Origin of the sequence: Microbacterium sp. WCS2018Hpa-9 (assembly GCF_031843745.1) — a bacterium.
Classification (GTDB): domain Bacteria; phylum Actinomycetota; class Actinomycetes; order Actinomycetales; family Microbacteriaceae; genus Microbacterium.
Map to the genome: position 1 here is coordinate 714,319 of NZ_JAVTIY010000001.1, position 17,457 is coordinate 731,775.

Annotated in this window: 8 protein-coding genes; 2 read left to right on the plus strand and 6 right to left on the minus strand. The window is 69.1% G+C overall.

Translation table 11 applies throughout. The features are described from left to right. Positions 1 to 290 precede the first annotated feature (290 nt). Together RQG82_RS03565 and RQG82_RS03570 are read right to left on the minus strand one after the other, a co-directional pair. Entirely contained in the window at positions 291 to 3,188 is a 2,898-nt protein-coding gene (locus RQG82_RS03565; protein ID WP_311257741.1) for a UPF0182 family protein, read from the minus strand. Positions 3,189 to 3,234: 46 nt separating this feature from the next. Beyond that, positions 3,235 to 4,329, minus strand: a complete 1,095-nt coding sequence (locus tag RQG82_RS03570) for a PDZ domain-containing protein (RefSeq protein ID WP_311257742.1) — start codon at positions 4,327 to 4,329, stop codon at positions 3,235 to 3,237. A 117-nt stretch (positions 4,330 to 4,446) separates the two neighbouring features. On the opposite strand from RQG82_RS03570, the gene RQG82_RS03575 reads away from it, so the two are divergent. Then, entirely contained in the window at positions 4,447 to 5,871 is a 1,425-nt protein-coding gene (locus RQG82_RS03575; protein ID WP_311257743.1) for a zinc-dependent metalloprotease, read from the plus strand. Between the two features lie 788 nt (positions 5,872 to 6,659). Here the strand turns inward: RQG82_RS03575 and RQG82_RS03580 are convergent. Both RQG82_RS03580 and nudC read right to left on the minus strand, forming a co-directional pair. Beyond that, on the minus strand, positions 6,660 to 8,381 hold the full coding sequence (locus RQG82_RS03580) for an ATP-dependent helicase (RefSeq protein ID WP_311257744.1): 1,722 nt from the start codon (positions 8,379 to 8,381) through the stop codon (positions 6,660 to 6,662). After that, positions 8,378 to 9,277 carry an NAD(+) diphosphatase gene (gene nudC, locus RQG82_RS03585; protein WP_311257745.1) on the minus strand — a complete coding sequence of 300 codons (900 nt, stop codon included), beginning with the start codon at positions 9,275 to 9,277 and terminating at the stop codon, positions 8,378 to 8,380. The genes RQG82_RS03580 and nudC overlap by 4 nt, the downstream gene beginning before the upstream one ends. Before the next feature lie 64 nt (positions 9,278 to 9,341). Here nudC and RQG82_RS03590 point away from each other — a divergent pair, with 64 nt between their 5' ends. Beyond that, a complete protein-coding gene (locus RQG82_RS03590; RefSeq protein ID WP_311257746.1) occupies positions 9,342 to 10,670 on the plus strand; it encodes a phosphotransferase in 1,329 nt (442 codons plus the stop codon). Here the strand turns inward: RQG82_RS03590 and RQG82_RS03595 are convergent. Continuing rightward, the gene (locus tag RQG82_RS03595; protein WP_311257805.1) at positions 10,616 to 14,065 is read right to left on the minus strand and encodes a UvrD-helicase domain-containing protein; all 3,450 of its coding nucleotides are present in this window, start codon (positions 14,063 to 14,065) and stop codon (positions 10,616 to 10,618) included. The genes RQG82_RS03590 and RQG82_RS03595 overlap by 55 nt on opposite strands. Then, a complete protein-coding gene (locus RQG82_RS03600; RefSeq protein WP_311257747.1) occupies positions 14,062 to 17,295 on the minus strand; it encodes an ATP-dependent DNA helicase in 3,234 nt (1,077 codons plus the stop codon). Before RQG82_RS03600 ends, RQG82_RS03595 begins: the two co-directional genes overlap by 4 nt. Positions 17,296 to 17,457: the final 162 nt, after the last annotated feature.

A 17,457-nucleotide genomic window follows, 5' to 3' on the forward strand; every position in this document is an offset into this window, starting at 1 on the left:
GCGCGCCACGGGCGGCCCCACTTTCACGGTCTCCTTCGCCGATGACACGCAGTCGTACACCGAGGAGTGGGCCTCCAGCGGCTGGACGCAGTAACGACCACCGGCGACTCGGCTGAGATCACCGTCACCACGCCGGACGACGACACCGACTCGGCGCTGTCGCCTGCCGCTACGACGCGAACTGACCGAGCCGCCTTCCGCCGCGGCGTCTGCCGCAGCGGGGCGTGATCGGACCGGAGACGAAGAATGCCGCCCCTCGAGGGGGGCGGCATCCGTCGTCTGGTGAGGGACTACTCCCCCGCGCCTGCTTCCAGCCCGAGCAGCGTGTTCACAGCATCCGTGAGCCGCTTGTCGGCCTCGGCGAACTTGGTCAGGTCGCCTTCCTTGAGTGCTGCCTCACGGTCGGTCAGCGCCTGCTGCGCCGCCGCGAGGGCCTCCGCCTCGACGTCGGTCGGGGTGGTCGGCTCGGTCGGGACCTCTCCGGTGTCCGGATCCGGTTCGGTCGGCTCGACCTGGTCGTCTCCACCGGCCGCACCCGCGTCACCGCCGAACAGCGTGTCGAGGGCCGCGGTCAGCGTGTCCTCGAACGCGACCTTGTCGCCGAAGGCCACGAGGACCTTCTGCAGACGAGGAAGCTTCGTGCCCTCCGAGGACTGCACATAGACCGGCTGCACATAGAGCAGGCCGCCACCCACGGGCAGCGTCAGGAGGTTTCCGTAGAGCACCTCCGACTCACCCTGCTGCAGCAGGTTGAGCTGGGGCACCACGGACGTATCCGAGTTGTACGTGTTCTGCACCTGACCGGGGCCGGGCACCGTCGTATCGGTGTCGATCTCGAGCATCCGCAACTGACCGTAGCCCTCGGCCTTCACGCCGGCCTCGGAACCTGCATCCGAGTCGACCGCGAGGTAGCCCATCAGCACGTCACGGTTGCCACCGCTCCCCGTCGCCGACGGGATGAAGGTCGAGAACATCGAGAACCGCGGGGAATCCTGCCCTGGCATCTGCATCGTCAGGTAGTACGGCGGCTGCAGGACCGCGTCACTGCGCGGGTCGTTGGGCGTCTGCCAGCGGTTGTCCTGCTGCGCGAACGAGCCCGCAGTGTCGATGTGGTAGATCCCGAGGATGTCGCGCTGAACCTTGAACAGGTCGGTCGGGTATCGCACGTGGCTCATCAGATCAGCCGACATGTCGCTCACGGGCTTGAGCGTCGACGGGTAGATGTTCTGCCACGTCTGCAGCACGGGATCCTTGTCGTCCCACGCATACAGCGTCACCGAGCCGTCGTAGGCGTCGACCGTCGCTTTGACCGAGTTGCGGATGTAGTTGATCTCGTCGATCGCGAGCGTGGGCGACGGGATGTTCGAGTCGGCAATCGCCTCCGACAGGCTCACGTTCGTCGAGTACGGGTAGGTCGAGCTCGTCGTGTAGCCGTCGACGATCCAGACGACGCGTCCGTCGACCACACTGGGGTACGGATCGCTGTCGAGCTCGAGGTACGGCGCGACCTTCTGCACACGCGTCTTGGGGTCGCGGTCGTAGAGGATCTGCGATTCCTCGTTCACCAGGTTGGAGAACAGGATCTGCTCCGACTGGAACTTCAGCGCGTAGAGCAGCTTCGTGAAGGTGCTGCCGATCTGCGGTCCGCCGTCGCCTTCGAACGTGGTCTTCGTCTCGGTCGAGCCGTCCTTGCCGCGCGGGTAGTCGATCTCGACGGGGTCGGTGCCGTCGGGCGAGCCGACGATCGAGTACTCGGGCGAGTTCTCACCGAAGTACACGCGCGGCTCGAACTTCTCCTGCTCGGTGAGGAAGCCCGCAGACGGGATGCCACGCTCGAGGAAGACCGGCTCGCCGTCGGGCGTGCGCTGGTTGCCCGCTGCGACCACGAGGCCGTAGCCGTGGGTGTAGACGGCAGCGCGGTTGTTCCAGTTGCTGACGTCGACGCCTTCCATGTCGAGGTCACGCACGGACACGACCGTGTCCTGCATCGCACCGTCGATCTCATAGCGGTCGACGTCGAGGTTCTGCTGGAACTGGTAGTACCCGCGGTACTGCTCGAGCTGGCGCACGGCCGGGCTGATCACGGCGGGGTCGACGATGCGGATGGATGCAGTGGTCTCGGCATCCTCGCGCAGCTGGCCGGCCTCGGCGTCGGTCTCGGCCTCGAACGGCGTCGTCTCGAGGTTTGCGACCCCGTACGCCTCCTTCGTGCCGTCGATGTTCCGCTGGTAGAACTCGGCCTGGTACGCGTTCTGGTTCGGGGCCACCTGGAACGTGGTCACCGCCCAGGGGAAGCCGACGCCCACGACGAGCGAAGCGACGATCAGCAGCGCGGTCGCGGCGAGCGGGAAACGCCAGCGACCGATGATCGCCGTGACGAAGAAGAGGATCGCGACGATCGCCGCGATGATCGTGAGGATCGCGAGACCGGGGATCGTCGCGTTGACGCCGGTGTACGCGGGACCGACGATGCGGTCGTCCTCGGCGACGAGGGTCTTGTAGCGGTCGAGCCAGAGGCTCGCCGCCTGCACCAGCAGGTAGAGGCCGGCGATGATCGCGAGCTGGATGCGAGCGGGCTTCGAGATGCGCAGCTCACCCTGGCCGATGCGGACGGAACCGTAGAGGTACGACACCAGCGCCGTCACGATGAGGGCGAGCAGCAGAACCGCCGACACGAAGGCCAGGAGGATCGAGTAGAAGGGCATCGCGAACATGTAGAAGCCCGTGTCGACGCCGAACTGCGGGTCGACCGTGTCGGTGGCGACGCCGTTGGCCCACAGCCACACGGTCTTCCACTGGCTGGCCGCGGAGAAGCCCGCGAACAGGCCGAAGAAGATCGGCATGCCCCACATCGCGAGACGACGGAGCGGCTCGATGACCTCCTGGTACCTGTCGAGCTGCGAGCTGAGCCGCACGTAGACGGGGCGCAGACGGTACGCGAGCTGGATGGCCACGAACAGCGGCACTGCCATCCCGAGGAATCCGACGACGAACATCACCGCCGTGGCGATCCACTGGGTGGTGAGAACTCCCTCGAAGCCCACCTGGTCGAACCAGAGGAATTCGGTGTAGAGCGACGCGAAGACGAAGAAGGCGGCGATCAGCGCGGCGATGATCGCCAACGAGATGCCGAATATTCGTCGCGAGGTTCGGGGAGTGGCCGGGTTCGGTGCAGAAGTCGAGGTCACCTTCCCATCCTAGGCACGCCTTACTGTGCTGCGGCTGTCATCCCTGTCACGGGGAGGTCACGACGTCGCACGACGGGAGCGATCCGACGTCGCCCCCCTCGGCGATCACGTCGAGCGCCGCGAGCGATTCCTCGAGCGTCGACGTGCTGATCACGGTCAGGCCGTCCGGCACATGGCCGGTGACCTCGTCGCAGTTCGTCGACGGTGCGAGGAAGTAGTCCGCCCCCGCATCGCGAGCGCCGTAGAGCTTCTGGCGGATGCCGCCGATCGGCCCGACGGTGCCGTCGGCTTCGATCGTGCCGGTGCCCGCGATGTTCTCCCCGCCGTTGAGCTCCCCCTCGGTGATGGTGTCGATGATGCCGAGTGCGAACATCATCCCGGCACTCGGGCCGCCGACGTTGTCGAGCTGGAGCGTCACGTCGATCTCGAAGTCGTAGTCGGTGCGCAGGGTCACGCCGATCAGCCAGGTCGTCACGTCGCCGTCGGTCTGCTTCTCGGGCGTCACCTCGACGACCTGCTCTTCGCCGCCGCGCTGCACGGTGAGCTCGACCGGTGCACCTGCCGCGTCCTGGATCGCCTGACGCAGCTGCTTCGCCGAAGCCACCGCGGTGCCGTCGACGGCGGTGATGACGTCCTCCGCCTCGAGGGCGCCCTCGGCCGGCGCATCCTCGACGACCTCCTGCACGACCACCTCTGCTCCGGTGTCGTAGCCGAGCTCGTTGAGCGCCGCGGCGGTCGCCTCGTGCTGCGAGTCGACCATGAGCGTCGCATTGCGCTCGTCGCGCTGCTCTGTCGTGACCCCCTCGGGGAACACCGAGTCGAGCGGCACGACCGCTCGCGAAGAATCCGTCCACGCCAGTGCGAGCTCGAACCAGCTCGGCGTGCGCTCGCGGTTGCCGACGACCTGCACCGTGGTGAGGTCGAGCGATCCGGCGGTCTCGAATGTCTCGGTGCCCTCGACCTGGATGAGGGGAACCTGCTCCCCGTCTGCACCGGCCGCCGTGCCGAGGGTGTCGTAGACGGGGCCCGGACGCTGGATGACGTACGGCGTCGGGAGGAAGGTCAGCACGACGAGCGCGATCAACGCGACGACCAGCGCCCAGACGCCAAGTCCGAGCTTCACAGGCCGGGTTCGATCCACAGGGTTCCTCCGTCGTTCGCGGGCGGCGTACAGCGATCTGCCTGCTTCGGGGTCTCGCGGCCGATCCTGTGACTAGCGTAGATGCCACGGCTTTAGGCGTGCTGAGAGGCGAGCGACATGTCAGACAACGACCCGACCCCCGAGGACTTCCAGGAGTTCCTCCGACGAATGATGTCCGGCCAGGGTGCCGGCGACATCGACCCCGAGGCGCTGCAGAACGCCTTCGCGGGCATGGATGGGATCCAGCTCGACCCGGCGATGATGCAGACGATCATGTCGCAGCTGCAGGGCGCGTTCGGCGGTGACGCCTGGGAGAACGCGCTGCGCCAGGCGCTGCATATCGCCAACCGTGACGGCCTCGGCATCACCGACGGATCGCGGAGCTCGCTCGTCGACTCGTTCGCACTCGCCGACCTGTGGCTCGGCGAGGCGACGACGATCTCCGAGCTCGGCGAGTCGCCCAAGGCGATGACGCGCGGCGAGTGGGTCGAAGCGACCCTGCCTGTGTGGAAGGAGATCGCCGGCCCGGTGTCGACGAGCATCGCCGATGCGCTCACGAGCGCCCTCGACACGCAGGTTCCCGAAGAGATGCGCGACGTCGTGCAGGGTGCCGGAAAGCTCATGCGCGGTCTCGGCGGCTCGGTGTTCGCTGCGCAGTTCGGGCAGGTGCTCGGCAACCTCGCGCTCGAGGTGGTGTCGGGCGGAGATGTCGGCATCCCCGTTCTTCCGGCAGGGACCGCGGCTGTCATCCCGCAGAACCTGACGGCGTTCGGCGACGGTCTCGAGATCCCCGAAGACCAGATCACCCTCTATGTGGCGACCCGCGAACTCGCCTACGCCCGGCTGTATCGCCATTCGAAGTGGCTGCACCTGCACGTCATGGCGCAGATCACCGACTTCGCCCGCGGAGTCACGGTCGATGTCGATGCGCTCGAAGACGTCGCGAGTCGCCTCGATCCCTCGAACCCCGAGGAGCTCCGCGCGGCGATCGAGGGTGGCGCTCTGCTGCCCACGCAGACGGAAGCGCAGCGCGAGGCGCTCGCTCGCCTCGAGAATCTCGTGGCGACGATCGACGGCTGGGTCGACGTCGTGACCGCGCAGGCCACCGCTCGCCTTCCCGACGGGGCCCGGATCGCCGAGGCGGCCCGTCGCCGCCGTGCGGTGGGCGGCCCGGCCGAAGACGCTCTCGGCGCACTCGTCGGCCTCAAGCTGCGGCCCCGTCGTCTGCGCGAAGCTTCGGCGATGTGGCAGGCGGTGACCGACGCCGTGGGCATCGCAGGGCGCGACGCGCTCTGGGACTACCCCGACCTCATGCCTACGTCGGAGGACATCGATGACCCGTCTGCGCTCGTCGCGCGGCTCCAGGCGAGCGCACGAGGAGAGCAGCCCGTCGCCGACGAGTTCGACGAGGCCCTGGCTCGCCTGCTGGACGGCGACGACTTCTCGGGAGAGCAGTCGGAGCAGCCCGAGAAGTCGGAGAACTCAGAGGATGGGCAGAACTCCGACGGCAGCGACGGCCCGGGAGGCGACCGCCCGGTGTGAGCGGCGTGTGCGCCGGGTGTGCTGACTTTTCCACGGATGCTTGAGACTCCCCCACCGGGAGCTCGACTTTCCGCAGAATCGAGGGATGTCTCCTCTGACGCCCAAGACCATCACCCGCCTGGATCCCGCCGTTCCGCTGCTCTGGCGAGACGGTGAGACCCTGCAGATCGGCATCGAGGGCACGCTGCGCATCGCGGCGTCCGAGCCGTGGGTCGAGCGTCTGATCGGTCGGATGGCCGCCGGTTTTCGGCGTACGACGTTCGATGTGGTCGCGCACGCCGCCGGTGCACCGCGCGCGGAGGCACGGATGCTCCTCTCACGACTCGAGCCGCTCCTCGTCGACGACGCCCCGGCTCCGAGGGCCGCGTGGGTGGAGAGCATCGACGTCGCCGACGCGCGCTGCGAGTACCGCATGCGCGAAGCGCTTCTCGACGAGGGCATCGCCGCCGGGGCGCGTGAGAACCCCGCCGACATCGGAATCGTGCTGGTCGAGGGTGCGGCCGCCGCCCTGCACTTCGCCCGCTACCTTCGCGATGACACCTCGCACCTTCCTGTGGCGCTCGAGCGAGGACGCACGACCGTCGGCCCCCTGGTCGTGCCAGGCGAAGCCCCCTGCCTCACCTGCCGCGACGAGAATGAACGCGAGCGCGACGACGCCTGGCCCCGTATGCACGCTCAGTTGATCGGACGAGCGTCAGGTCCGATCAGCGCCGCTCGGATCGCGGATGCGGCGACGCTCGTCGCGCGGCTCCTTGCGGAGACGTCGTCAGCCGGCTCGTTCGTCGAGGTCAGCGGCGATGGCCGGCGCGAGTGGCGCTCGGTGAGGTTTCACGAAGAATGCCGGTGCCGCGAGCAGTCGTTCCCATCTCTGCCAGGAACCGCGACGGCGCCCGCTCCCCTCGCCCCGCTGAGCGCGACCACGACAGCGAGAGAGTACGCGCGGCCCGCGTGACGCCGACGTAGGCGAGGCGGCGTTCTTCGTCGATCGCCTCGAAGCCGGTGGCGTATGAGATCGGAAGCGAGCCCTCTGCCCAGCCGGCGAGGTGGACATGCGGCCATTCGAGACCCTTGGCGGCGTGCAGGGTCGAGAGCGTGACGGTGCGCATCGTGGGCTCGTGCTGGTCCTTCGCTCGTGCCATGAGCGCGTCGCTGAAAGTGCGCAGGTTCTCGTCCGGCCCGGCATCCTCGGCGAGGCGCAGAATGGCGCGCCGAGCCTCCCATCCGTCGCGCTGCGCGCCACCGGCAGCGGGCGGTTCGTCAGAGAGCCCCAGCTCGCGGAGGACTCGCTGAACGCCCGGCAGGAAACCCTGCTCCGTAGGAGCGACGGCGGCGGCCCGCAACGCCAGGATCGCCTGACGCACCTCCGGCATCGCGAAGAACCGCGTTCCGCCCAGAACCGACGTCGGGATGCCCTCTGCGGCGAGCGCCTGCTGCAGCACCGCCGATTGCGCATGGGCGCGGTAGAGTACCGCGATCTCCGAGGGCGAGGCCCCGGATTCGATCCGCGCCGCCACGGCCGCGGCGATCCCCTCGGCCTCGTCGCGCTCGGAGTCGTAGGCCGTCACCGTCGGCGATTCGGCGTTGAACGTCTCCCTCGCGGGGATGAGCTCGAGCGCACCCGGCCGACCCTTCATGAGAGCATTGGCCGCTTCGAGGATCGGCGCCTGCGAACGGTAGTTGGTCTCGAGCCGCACGACCGTGGCATCCGGATGCCGCCGCTCGAACTCGAGAAGGAAGCGCTGTTCGGCGCCGGCGAACGAGTAGATGGTCTGGCTCGCATCGCCGACGACGCAGATGTCCTTGCGATCACCCAGCCAGAGTTCGAGCAGTCGGTTCTGGAGCGGAGAGACGTCCTGATACTCGTCGACCGTGAAGTGGCGATACTGCTCGTGCACGGAGGCGGCGACGCGCGGCTCCGCTTCGAGCATCCCGGCGCACGCCAGGAGCACGTCTTCGAAATCGAGCTGGCGTCGTTCGTCTTTCAGCGCCTCGTAGCGCTGCTGCAGCTCGACGAACTGCGCGGAGTCGATTCCGCTCATCGTGCGACCGAGCAGCGAGTGCTGTTCGACCGAGAGCATCGACACCTTGCGCCATTCGATCTCCGAGGCGATGTCGCGCAGGGTCGCGGTGCTCGGGCGCAGACGCATCGAGTCTGCAGCCTGACCGAGCAGCCTCACCTTGTTGTCGATGATCGACGGAGCCGGCGAGCCGGCCAACGTCGGCCAGAAGAAGTTGAGCTGGGCGAGCGCGGCGGCATGGAAGGTTCGCGCGGCGACGCCCTCGACGCCGAGGGCGCGCAGGCGTCCTCTGAGCTCCCCTGCCGCCTTCGCGGTGAAGGTCACGGCCATGACGCGCGACGGCGAGTACGCGCCGGTATCGACACCGTGGGCGATCCGGTGGGTGATCACACGGGTCTTGCCCGTTCCCGCGCCGGCCAGCACGGCGACGGGACCGCGCAGCACGGATGCCGCCTCCCGCTGTCGATCGTCGAGGGCCTCGAGCGCGCTCACGCGCGCTCCTCAAACCATTCGAGGATGAGCGCGCGCGCGATCGATGCGGGCCCCGGCAGACCGACCGGTCCGTCGCCGGCGAGAGCCGACCCGATCTCATCGCGGCTGAACCAGCGCACGTCGATGATCTCCTCGCCGTCCGGACGCAGCACGTGGTCGTCCAGAGCCACCGCACGGAACCCGAGCATGAGCGAGCGAGGGAACGGCCATGGCTGAGACGAGACATAGCGCAGGGAGGCCAGACGGACGCCCGACTCCTCCTCGAGCTCCCGGTGCACCGTGGACTCCAGAGACTCGCCCGCCTCGGTGAATCCGGCGAAGCAGGAGTACATCCGTCCGCCCCAGTTCGCGTTCGCGCCGAGCAGGAGGCGTTCGCCGTCTGAGCTCTCGACCGCGACGATCACCGCCGGGTCCGTGCGGGGGAAGTGCTCGCGACCGCAGACGAGGCATCGGCGTGACCATCCGGCCTGACGCACTTCAGTCTCTCCCCCGCAGCGGGGGCAGAACAGCGCGTCGCGCAACCAGCCGCCGAGTGCGAGGGCCTCGATGAGCAGCTCGGTGTCGCCGGGGCCGAGACGCGCGCCCAGGTCGCGGAGACCCAGCCAGACCTCATCGGGGGCGGTGTCGACGGTGTCGCCCTCCGGCGGCAGAACGGCGAGAAGCACAGCGGTTCCGTCGTCATCGCGGCCGAGGAGCGCCCAGGTCGCGTCGACGATCTCGGAGGCGGGCACCCGCAGCAGCGCAGCCGGATCGAGATCGGCGCCTGCGATGCGCACCCGACCGTCGCGGACGGCGATCACCCTCGTCGTCTCGTCGGCGCGCAGCCGATCGAGGATCCCGGGCTCGACGCGCAGATCCGCGGCGCGGTCGAGGGAAGTGCTGCTGTCGGCGATCATCGGCTCCCTCTCTCACGGGCGTGGCGGGAGCGGGACCGCCCCCTCGTCCACCTACCCTGGAGGCATGGGACGCTCTCCATTCACTCTAGCCGCGGCGGTGACTGCCGCACTGCCCGGCGCCGAGGTGACCGGGGCGCGCGTGCTCAGCGCCGACGGCGACGGCCGCTTCGACTCCGCCGTCGCCACCCTCGCAGACGGGCGCGAGCTCGCGATCCGCGTGGCCGACGACGACGAGACCTCACGCGAGCTCGCTGCCGAGGCCCTCGCGCTGAGGGCACTGACGGCCGGGGCACGGGCGATGCTGCCCTTCAAAGCTCCCGAGTACATCGGCGAAACCCGGCTGGCAGACGCACACGCCCTCGTGACCGAGCTGCTGCCCGGCTTCCAGATCGAAGCCGCGATGGTTCCCGCGGGCCGCGGCGCTGCCGAATCGATGGGCGCGGCGATCGCCGCTGTGCACGCGCTTCCCACGTCAGTGGTGCGAGGTGCCGGGCTGACCACGCGGTCTGCCCAGGAGAGCCGCGACGAACTCGCTCGACTGGTCGACGCCGCAGCATCGACCGGGCGCGTTCCCGCTCGACTCACCGTCAGGTGGCGCGACGCGCTCGCCGACGACGACCTCTGGCGTTTCGAATCGACGGTGGTGCTGGGCGGAGTGCAGTCCACCTCGTTCATCTTCCGCGACGACCCCGAGCTCGGCCCCGAGGTGACCGGACTCATCGGCTGGCATTCGCTGGCTGTGGGCGACCCCGCGATCGATCTGTCATGGCTGTCGACTGCCCCTGATGCGGCAGACGACGTCCACGCGTCGTACGCTCGCGCCGCCGATCGCGGCCCCGACGCGGCACTCGAGGTGCGCGCTCGACTGCTCGCCGAGCTCGAGTTCGCCCGCTGGCTGGTGCACGGGGACTCACTGCACCGACCCGACATCGTCGACGATGCCGCCGCTCTTCTCGAGTCACTCGCCGAGGGACTGCACAACGACGATCTCGGCGTGATCGCCTCGCGCAACGAGGGAGTCGAGTCTGCTCTGGATGCGCTCGACAGGGTTCCGGCGAGCGCCGCCTCGGGCGTCGACACATCGATGCAGACCGACGCGTACAACCCGAACGATCTCTGGCGCGACGACAGCGACCAGAGCACGACGGATCTCAGCGAGACTGCGGATGCCGCGCGTCGACTTCAGGTGGGTGGACTCGAGACCGAGGACCTGTCAGCGGTGCGCGACCAGGTCTCGGAAGACCTCGGCGCGCCGCGGAACACGACCGGCGACACCCATCATGCGGACGCGCCCGAGAAAGCGGACGGCTCCGACGAGGGGTCGCCGGAGGATGAAGCTCAGCGAGCCGCGCGAGCGGCGCTCCAGCGCTGGAAGAGCTCCGACTCGGAGTAGACCCGGTCACCGCGGATGACGAGGTCGTCTGCGACGTAGTAGAGCGCGACGTCGATCTCGTCGAGCGGCACCCCGAATCGACGATGGTAGGCGAGGCGATACAGCGCGAGCTGCAGCATCCGCTCTTCCCGCTCCTTGGGCGTGCGCGGCGCCTTGCCCGTCTTCCAGTCGACGATCTCGATACGCCCGCCCCGATCCTCGCGTCGGTAGACCGCATCGAGCTTGCAGATGACGATGTGACCGTCGTCACCCGGTGCTGCGCCGCCACCCAGCGCGAAGTCGATCTCGATCTCTACCGCGATGGGCTTGAGGGATCCCCACTCGCTGGCCTCGAAGATCTCCTGCAGGGCCGAGAGGTCGGCGGCGTCGGTCGACGACACCTCCGCTCCCCCGATGCTCTCGCCGAAGGAGAGGTCATCTTCGTCGACCTCCCAGAGCGCCTCGTCGACGCGCTGGCCGACGCCGACCAGTTCGCTGCGCCTCTCGACCCACGCATGGAACAGCGTGCCCAGGCGAGTCTGCCGATAGGGCCGCTCGGGCATCGGGCGGACGATGGATGCCACCGTGCCCGTGAAGTCGGTGACGTAGTCCTTGAAGCGGGAGGCGGGCACGCGGGTCGGCGGTGGCGCATCGGCGCCGCGCAGTCGGGCCGCACGCTCGGCGAGCAGACGGACCAGCTCCGGGGAGGCCACCGGGTCGCTCTCGGCCGCATCGCGCACGGCTGCGGCCGCGGACTCGACGACACCGCGCCGAGCACCGAGCGGGTCGAGCGGCCAGGTGAGAGTGGCGCCCGGTCCTTCGTAGGGGTTCTCGTCAGGATCCACGGGGTCGATCGCCCCTCGCCCGAGCACCTCCATGGCTTCGATCAGGTAGGGACTCGGCGCCTTCGGCTGCTTCTGCCCCGCCCAGTGCGCTCCGGTCAGGAGCAGGTGGCTGCGTGCCCTGGTGACGGCGACGTAGGCGAGTCGTCGCTCTTCTTCCTGCTGATACTCGCGATAGGAGTCCTTGAACACGGTGATCGCACCCGGCGCCGTCTTGCTCTTGCTCGTCAGGGACGCGATCCCGGCCTTCAGCCGCTTGGCCGGATCGAGCTCTTCCTCAGAGGGGGGAATCCAGGTGAACGTCGGCAGAGCCGCGCTGTCGCCGCGCAGAGCGAAGGGCAGAACCCCGAAGCCGAACCACCCCGAGGTGTCCGTCGGTCTCGACGGCAGTTCGCCCTCGACCATGCGCACCACGGCGACCGCATCCCACTCGAGGCCCTTGGAGCCGTGGATGGTCAGCAGCTGAACCACCCCCGGCTCCGGCGGTTCGGGTCGCGGCACCAGCTCGTCCGTGCTCTCGGCCTTCTCGAGCCAGGCGAGGAGGCTCGAGATGGTCCCTCGCTCGTCCGCGGCGAGGAACGACCGGACCTCGTCGGTGAACGCGCGCAGCTGCGTGGCGGCGATGCGGGCCGGCCCCCTCGTCTCGTTCGCAGCGAGCTCGATGTCCAGACGCAGCTCGAGCTCGATGAGCCTCAGCATGTCGGGAAGCGGCAGCGACGAGGCTCGACGGAGCCGTTCGAGCATCTCCCCCGCCGCGCGTATGCGAGAGCGGCCCTCCGGCGTGATGCGCGACAGAAGACGGTAGTCGTCACTGAGGCCGCGGAGCACGTCGACGGCGTCGATGATCGACAGCGCCTCGTCTGCTCCGCGCGACGCACGGATGCGCTTTCGGAGTTCGTCGTCGAGCGGCAGCAGCCCGCTGTCTCGCCGGGAGAGCTCCGATGCAAGGTCCTGCAGGGCGGCCATGTCGGCGACCCCGACCGAGAATCGAGGGCCGACGAGGAGTCTGATCAGTGCAGAGCCGGCGGTGGGATCGTGCAGCACACGCAGCGTCGAGACGACATCGACCACCTCGGGCGTCGCGAGGAGACCGCCGAGGCCCAGGATCCGGTGGGGAATCCCCTGCGCGGCCAGCGCTGCCGCGAAGGTCTGCATATGACGCTTCGACCGGAACAGCACCGCCCCGGTGTGCGGCTTCGCGGGATCGTCGTGTGCTGCACGACGTTCAGCGAACCACTCGGCGACCGCGCGCGCCTCCTCGTCGACCGTGAGCGGGAAGCTCACCTCGACCGACCCTGGGCCCGCACCCGGGCGAGCCTCGAGGGGCGGTACGTCCAACCCGGGTCTGCGCAGCGGGCCGAGGATGCGGTTGGCGACACCGAGGATGTTCCGGTCGTTGCGCCAGCTCGTCATCAGACTGTAGTTCCCGACTGTCTCATGCTCGGAGAAGGTCCGCGCGAAGGCATGCAGGTTGTCTGCGCTGGCGCCTCGCCATCCGTAGATCGACTGGTGGGGATCCCCTACCGCCATCACGGCGGAGTCGCGGAAGAGCCGTGCGAGGAACTGCGTCTGGATCACAGAGGTGTCTTGGTACTCGTCGAGCAGAACGACCTGATGCTGCTGTCTGAGGTCGTCGCGCACATCGGGTGACGACTCGACGATGTCGTAGGCGCCGCTGACCTGGTCGGCGAAATCCAGCACACCGCGTCGCTCCTTCTCGGCGATGTAGTCGCGGACCAGGGTCGACAGGGCGGGAAGCGCGCGCAGGTTCGCCGCCGCGGTCGCGACATCCGCATTGCTCCGGTACGGTTCGAACGCCTCGGCCTGACGCAGCGCGATCCGATCCGCGCGATCCAGGTCGACCCTGTGATCGAGAGAGTCGCCGGCCAGTCGCTGCACCGCGTCGACCACTCCCGCCACCGATCGGTCTATCTCCTCCAGGTCTGGGAGGTCGGCGCGCAGCACGACATCGCGCACCAGCATCCAGGACGCCGCCTGACTGAGCATGGCGACGTCGGACTCGCGGCCGATGCGCGCCGCGTGCTCACGCACGATGCCGTCTGCGAAGGCGTTGTACGTCGATACCTTCGGACGGATCAGCAGGTCCTCGGCCGAAAGCGGGGCCACATCGCCCGCTGTCCCGAAGCGCTCGGCGAGTTCGTCGAGCACCTGGGATCGGACGACCTCGCGCTGACGACCGTTCGCGGCTCTCGACACGCGATCGAGCGCGTGGCTCGCCACGATCTCGGGAAGGTACGGCAGCAGTCCCCGTCTTCCGTATTCGTCGACGAGCGCGAGCCTGGCCCCGATGCGCTCCGCGAGCTCACCCGCGGCCTTGCGTGTGAAGGTCAGTCCGAGAATCTGATCGCGGCGCACGTGCCCGTTCGCGACGAGCCATACGACGCGACCGGCCATCGTCTCGGTCTTGCCACTGCCCGCTCCCGCGACCACGAGAGCAGGCGCGGGCGGCGATTCGATCACCCGCTGCTGCGCCTCTGTGGGCGCCGGAAGGCCGAGCGCGGCGGCGACGTCCAGCGCGGAGATGCCGTGCCCCGCCCCCGTCCACGCCGTCACGCGCTCACCGCGGCGACCGTGTGGATGCGGCACGGCTGGACCCGCCATTGTGTGTCTGCGCAGTGCGCCTCGACGTGGGCGGTGAAGCTGGACGCCGACATGCCTCGAGCGGCCTCGGCGATGCGTCCGAGGAACTGCACCCGCTCTTCCCCGGCGAGCGTGTGCTGGTGCGCGACGCGGAAATCGCTCCCGGCCAGGGTTTTGGCGACCAGCACTAGCCGCGCTCCGGCCAGCGCCGCCGAATCCGCTCCCGCGATGAGACCCTCCTGCACAGCCACCTGGTATGCGGCGAGCTGCGCGTGGTCTGCGACCTTCTGCTCGCTTTCCGGCTCGTACTTGCCCGTCTTCAGATCGACGACCACGACGCGTTCTCCGCCCTGCGCATCGGCCATACGCGTCCATCTCTGTCCTCGGGCCTTCGCGTGCTCTCCGCCCCCGGCTGTGTACGCCTCGACCCTGTCGATGAAACCGTGAACGATCGCGTGGTGCGGGTGAGGTTCCGGTTCGGTGCTCACCGTGCGGACGGCCGGCGGTGCTCCGATCTCGCCCGGGACCTCGACCGCGAACCGGAACTCGACCTCGCCCGCGATCACGCGACCGCCTTCCTCTGCGACGTCCGAGAGATAGCTGTGCAGCCGATCGATGTACAGGTCGGCCCTACGGCGCTCTTTCCTGCCGATCCAGGCCGTCTCGAAGTCGAGCTCGGGCCAGTGCTCGGCGAGAACGTCTCGCAGGCGCTCGAGTTCTCCGTCAGGCACCTGCTCCATCGCTTCGTGGATGATCGTGCCGATCCCCGCCGACGGGGGCATCACGGTGTCGCCCCCGAGCGCGGAGACCGCCCAGTTCAGCTCGCATTCCTCGAAGGACTCCATGCGTGACGGCGACACCCGAGCGGCGTCGACCGCGAGGTCGTGCAGTGGGGCGTCGGTCGTCGGCGGAGTCACGCCGTACCACTCGGACGGGTCGGCACCTGGCACGCCCTCCCTCGCGAGCACCGCCAGCTGGGCGGACGCGTGGCCTCGCGCGGCAGGGGCGGTCGAGGTGGTCAGCACCCGGCGGTGACGAGCGACGAGCCCTCGCAGCGTGAGCGGATGCTCCGCCGAGGCATGCAGCTCGGGCGGATCGGGCGGTGGGAGGAACCCGAAGAACGGGCTGGGAGTCAGGTCGTCGTCGTCGACCGCGGTGATCAGGAGCCTGCGGCGCGAGCGAGAGATCGCGCGCACGAAGAGACGCAGCTCGTCGTGGAGGGCCGCACGGCGCCTGTCGAGGGTCTCGGGCGGGTGCTCGGCGGTTCCGGTGCGGGCGGCGAGCACCGCATCGGCGAGACGCCAGGTCTGCAGCATCCCGCCGCGCAGTCGCACGTTCGGCCAGATGCCGTCCTGCACTCCCGCCACCACGACGGCGTCGAACTCGGTGCCGAGCGCGGTCGCCGGTGTGAGCAGCGTCACCCGACCGGGTCGATCGGGACTCGACAGAGAGTCTTCGGGCACCTCGCTGTCGAGGATGTCGCGCACGAACACCTCCGGCTTCTCATTCGGGGTGCGCTCGACGAACCGCTTCGCCGCGCCGAACAACGAGACGAGGGCATCGAGGGCTCTCGCGGTCTCGGCACCGCTGGGCTGCAGCGACATCTCACGCCACGCGACCTGGAGCTTGCGCCCGTCGACCGCCCTGGCCTGATCCCAGACTCGCCACAGGAGATCGTGGATCGTCTCTCCGTCGGCTGCCGCGGTGGCCACCTCGGCGATGGTCGAGGCGAAGCGTGCGGCCAGGCGGGATTCCTGCGCATCGATGAGAGTGAAGTGGTCGGGCGATGCCAGTGCCTGACGCAGCAGCTCCCGAGCCGGAGTCGAACCGCCGAGGTCGAGCTCGATATGACGCAGACGTGCGCGAAGACGCCGGAGGCCGATCGCATCCATGCCGCCGAAGGGAGTGCGGAGCGCCTCCTCCCAGTCCTGGGAGGTCCGGTCGTCAGGTGCGGTGAGGGCCAGGCGCACGATGCCGACGATGTCGCGCACGATCGGCTCGGAGCCGAGCGGACGCTGCACACCCGCGGCCCTCGTCGGAATCTCGCGCGCCGCGAGCTCGGACTCGAGCTGCGTCACCTGGCGGGTGTCGTGTGCGATCACCGCGATGCGATCCCACGGCACATCGTCTGTGAGGTGCCACTCGCGCATGACGCCGGCGATGCGGTCGAGCTCTTCGTGCGGCGACGGCGCGACGAAGGTGCTGACGTCGGTGGGGGCGCCCGGCCGCGGCGCGTCGAGCGGTTCAGGGGCGCGTCGGTGGTCGATGCGACCTGAAGCCCCGATCGCCTGCGTGACGGTGCGGGTGAGCGCCGTGAGAGCGGGCGCCTGACGGTGGGGCCTGTCGAGGACGTGCACCTCGCCGAGCGCCGTGGCGAGCTGAGCGAACAGCTCGGGACTCGCTCCGCGGAATGCTCCGGAGGAGATGTCTGGATCGCCGAACGCGAGCACTGCGGTGCCTCGCGCCCGCAGCGCCTCGACCACCGCGATCCCGCCGCGTGTCAGCTCCTGCGCATCATCGATGAGCACCACCCTGAGATCGGCGAGGGGCCCGAGGGCGGTCGGCTCCGCCGTCTGCAGGATCGTGCACGCCTCGGCGAGCAGATCTGCGGCGTCTCGGTGCGATGCCCGAGCCAGATCGAGCACCGCACGGTACTCGACGAGGAAGTCGGCGACGGCCGACCAGGCGGCGTCATCGGCCGCGCGCAGCTCCTCGCAGAGTGCGCCGAGCTCGACGCACTCTGCGAGGAACGCACGAAGCTCGGAACGAAAGCCCTTCGATGCGCGGACTGCGGGGCTCAGCGCCTGCGGCCACACGATGCGCTCGTCTTCGGCATCGCCCGCGAGCAGCTCAGCGATCAGGCGGTCCTGGTCTGCGCCCGTCAACAGGGCCGGCGGCTCTGCTCCGGCGCGCACCATCGCTCCGCGCACGACCTGGAAGGCGAACGACCCGAGTGACCTGGCCAGCGGGCCGGGAGTGGCCTGACCGATTCTGACTCCGATGCGATCGCGCAGCGCGGTGGCCGCCTGCCTGCTCGGCGTGAGCACGAGGAGCTGCTCCGGACGCATACCCACAGTGTCGAGCAGATGCACCACCCGCTCGGTGAGGGTGTGGGTCTTGCCGGTTCCCGGCGCCCCGATGATGACGCCGGATGCCGACGCGTCTGCACCGATCACGGCGTTCTGCGCGGCGTCCTCTGTCATGTCATCCACGCTACTGCGGCGCACGGACATCGCCGCCCGCCGCGGTCTCTCGACGCTGTCGCTGGACGATGTGCGCTCAGGGCGAAACCGGCCCGATCGGCGGATCCCCTCGTCTCGCCGCCCGGTAGAGTTGGGCGCAGTCGTCGACCTCCGTGGTCGACT

Excerpts from the sequence above, each read along its gene's own strand:
- nudC (WP_311257745.1), bottom strand. The coding sequence starts at position 9,277 with ATGATCGCCGACAGCAGCACTTCCCTCGACCGCGCCGCGGATCTGCGC.
- RQG82_RS03575 (WP_311257743.1), top strand. The coding sequence starts at position 4,447 with ATGTCAGACAACGACCCGACCCCCGAGGACTTCCAGGAGTTCCTCCGA.
- RQG82_RS03590 (WP_311257746.1), top strand. The coding sequence starts at position 9,342 with ATGGGACGCTCTCCATTCACTCTAGCCGCGGCGGTGACTGCCGCACTG.
- RQG82_RS03600 (WP_311257747.1), bottom strand. The coding sequence starts at position 17,295 with ATGACAGAGGACGCCGCGCAGAACGCCGTGATCGGTGCAGACGCGTCG.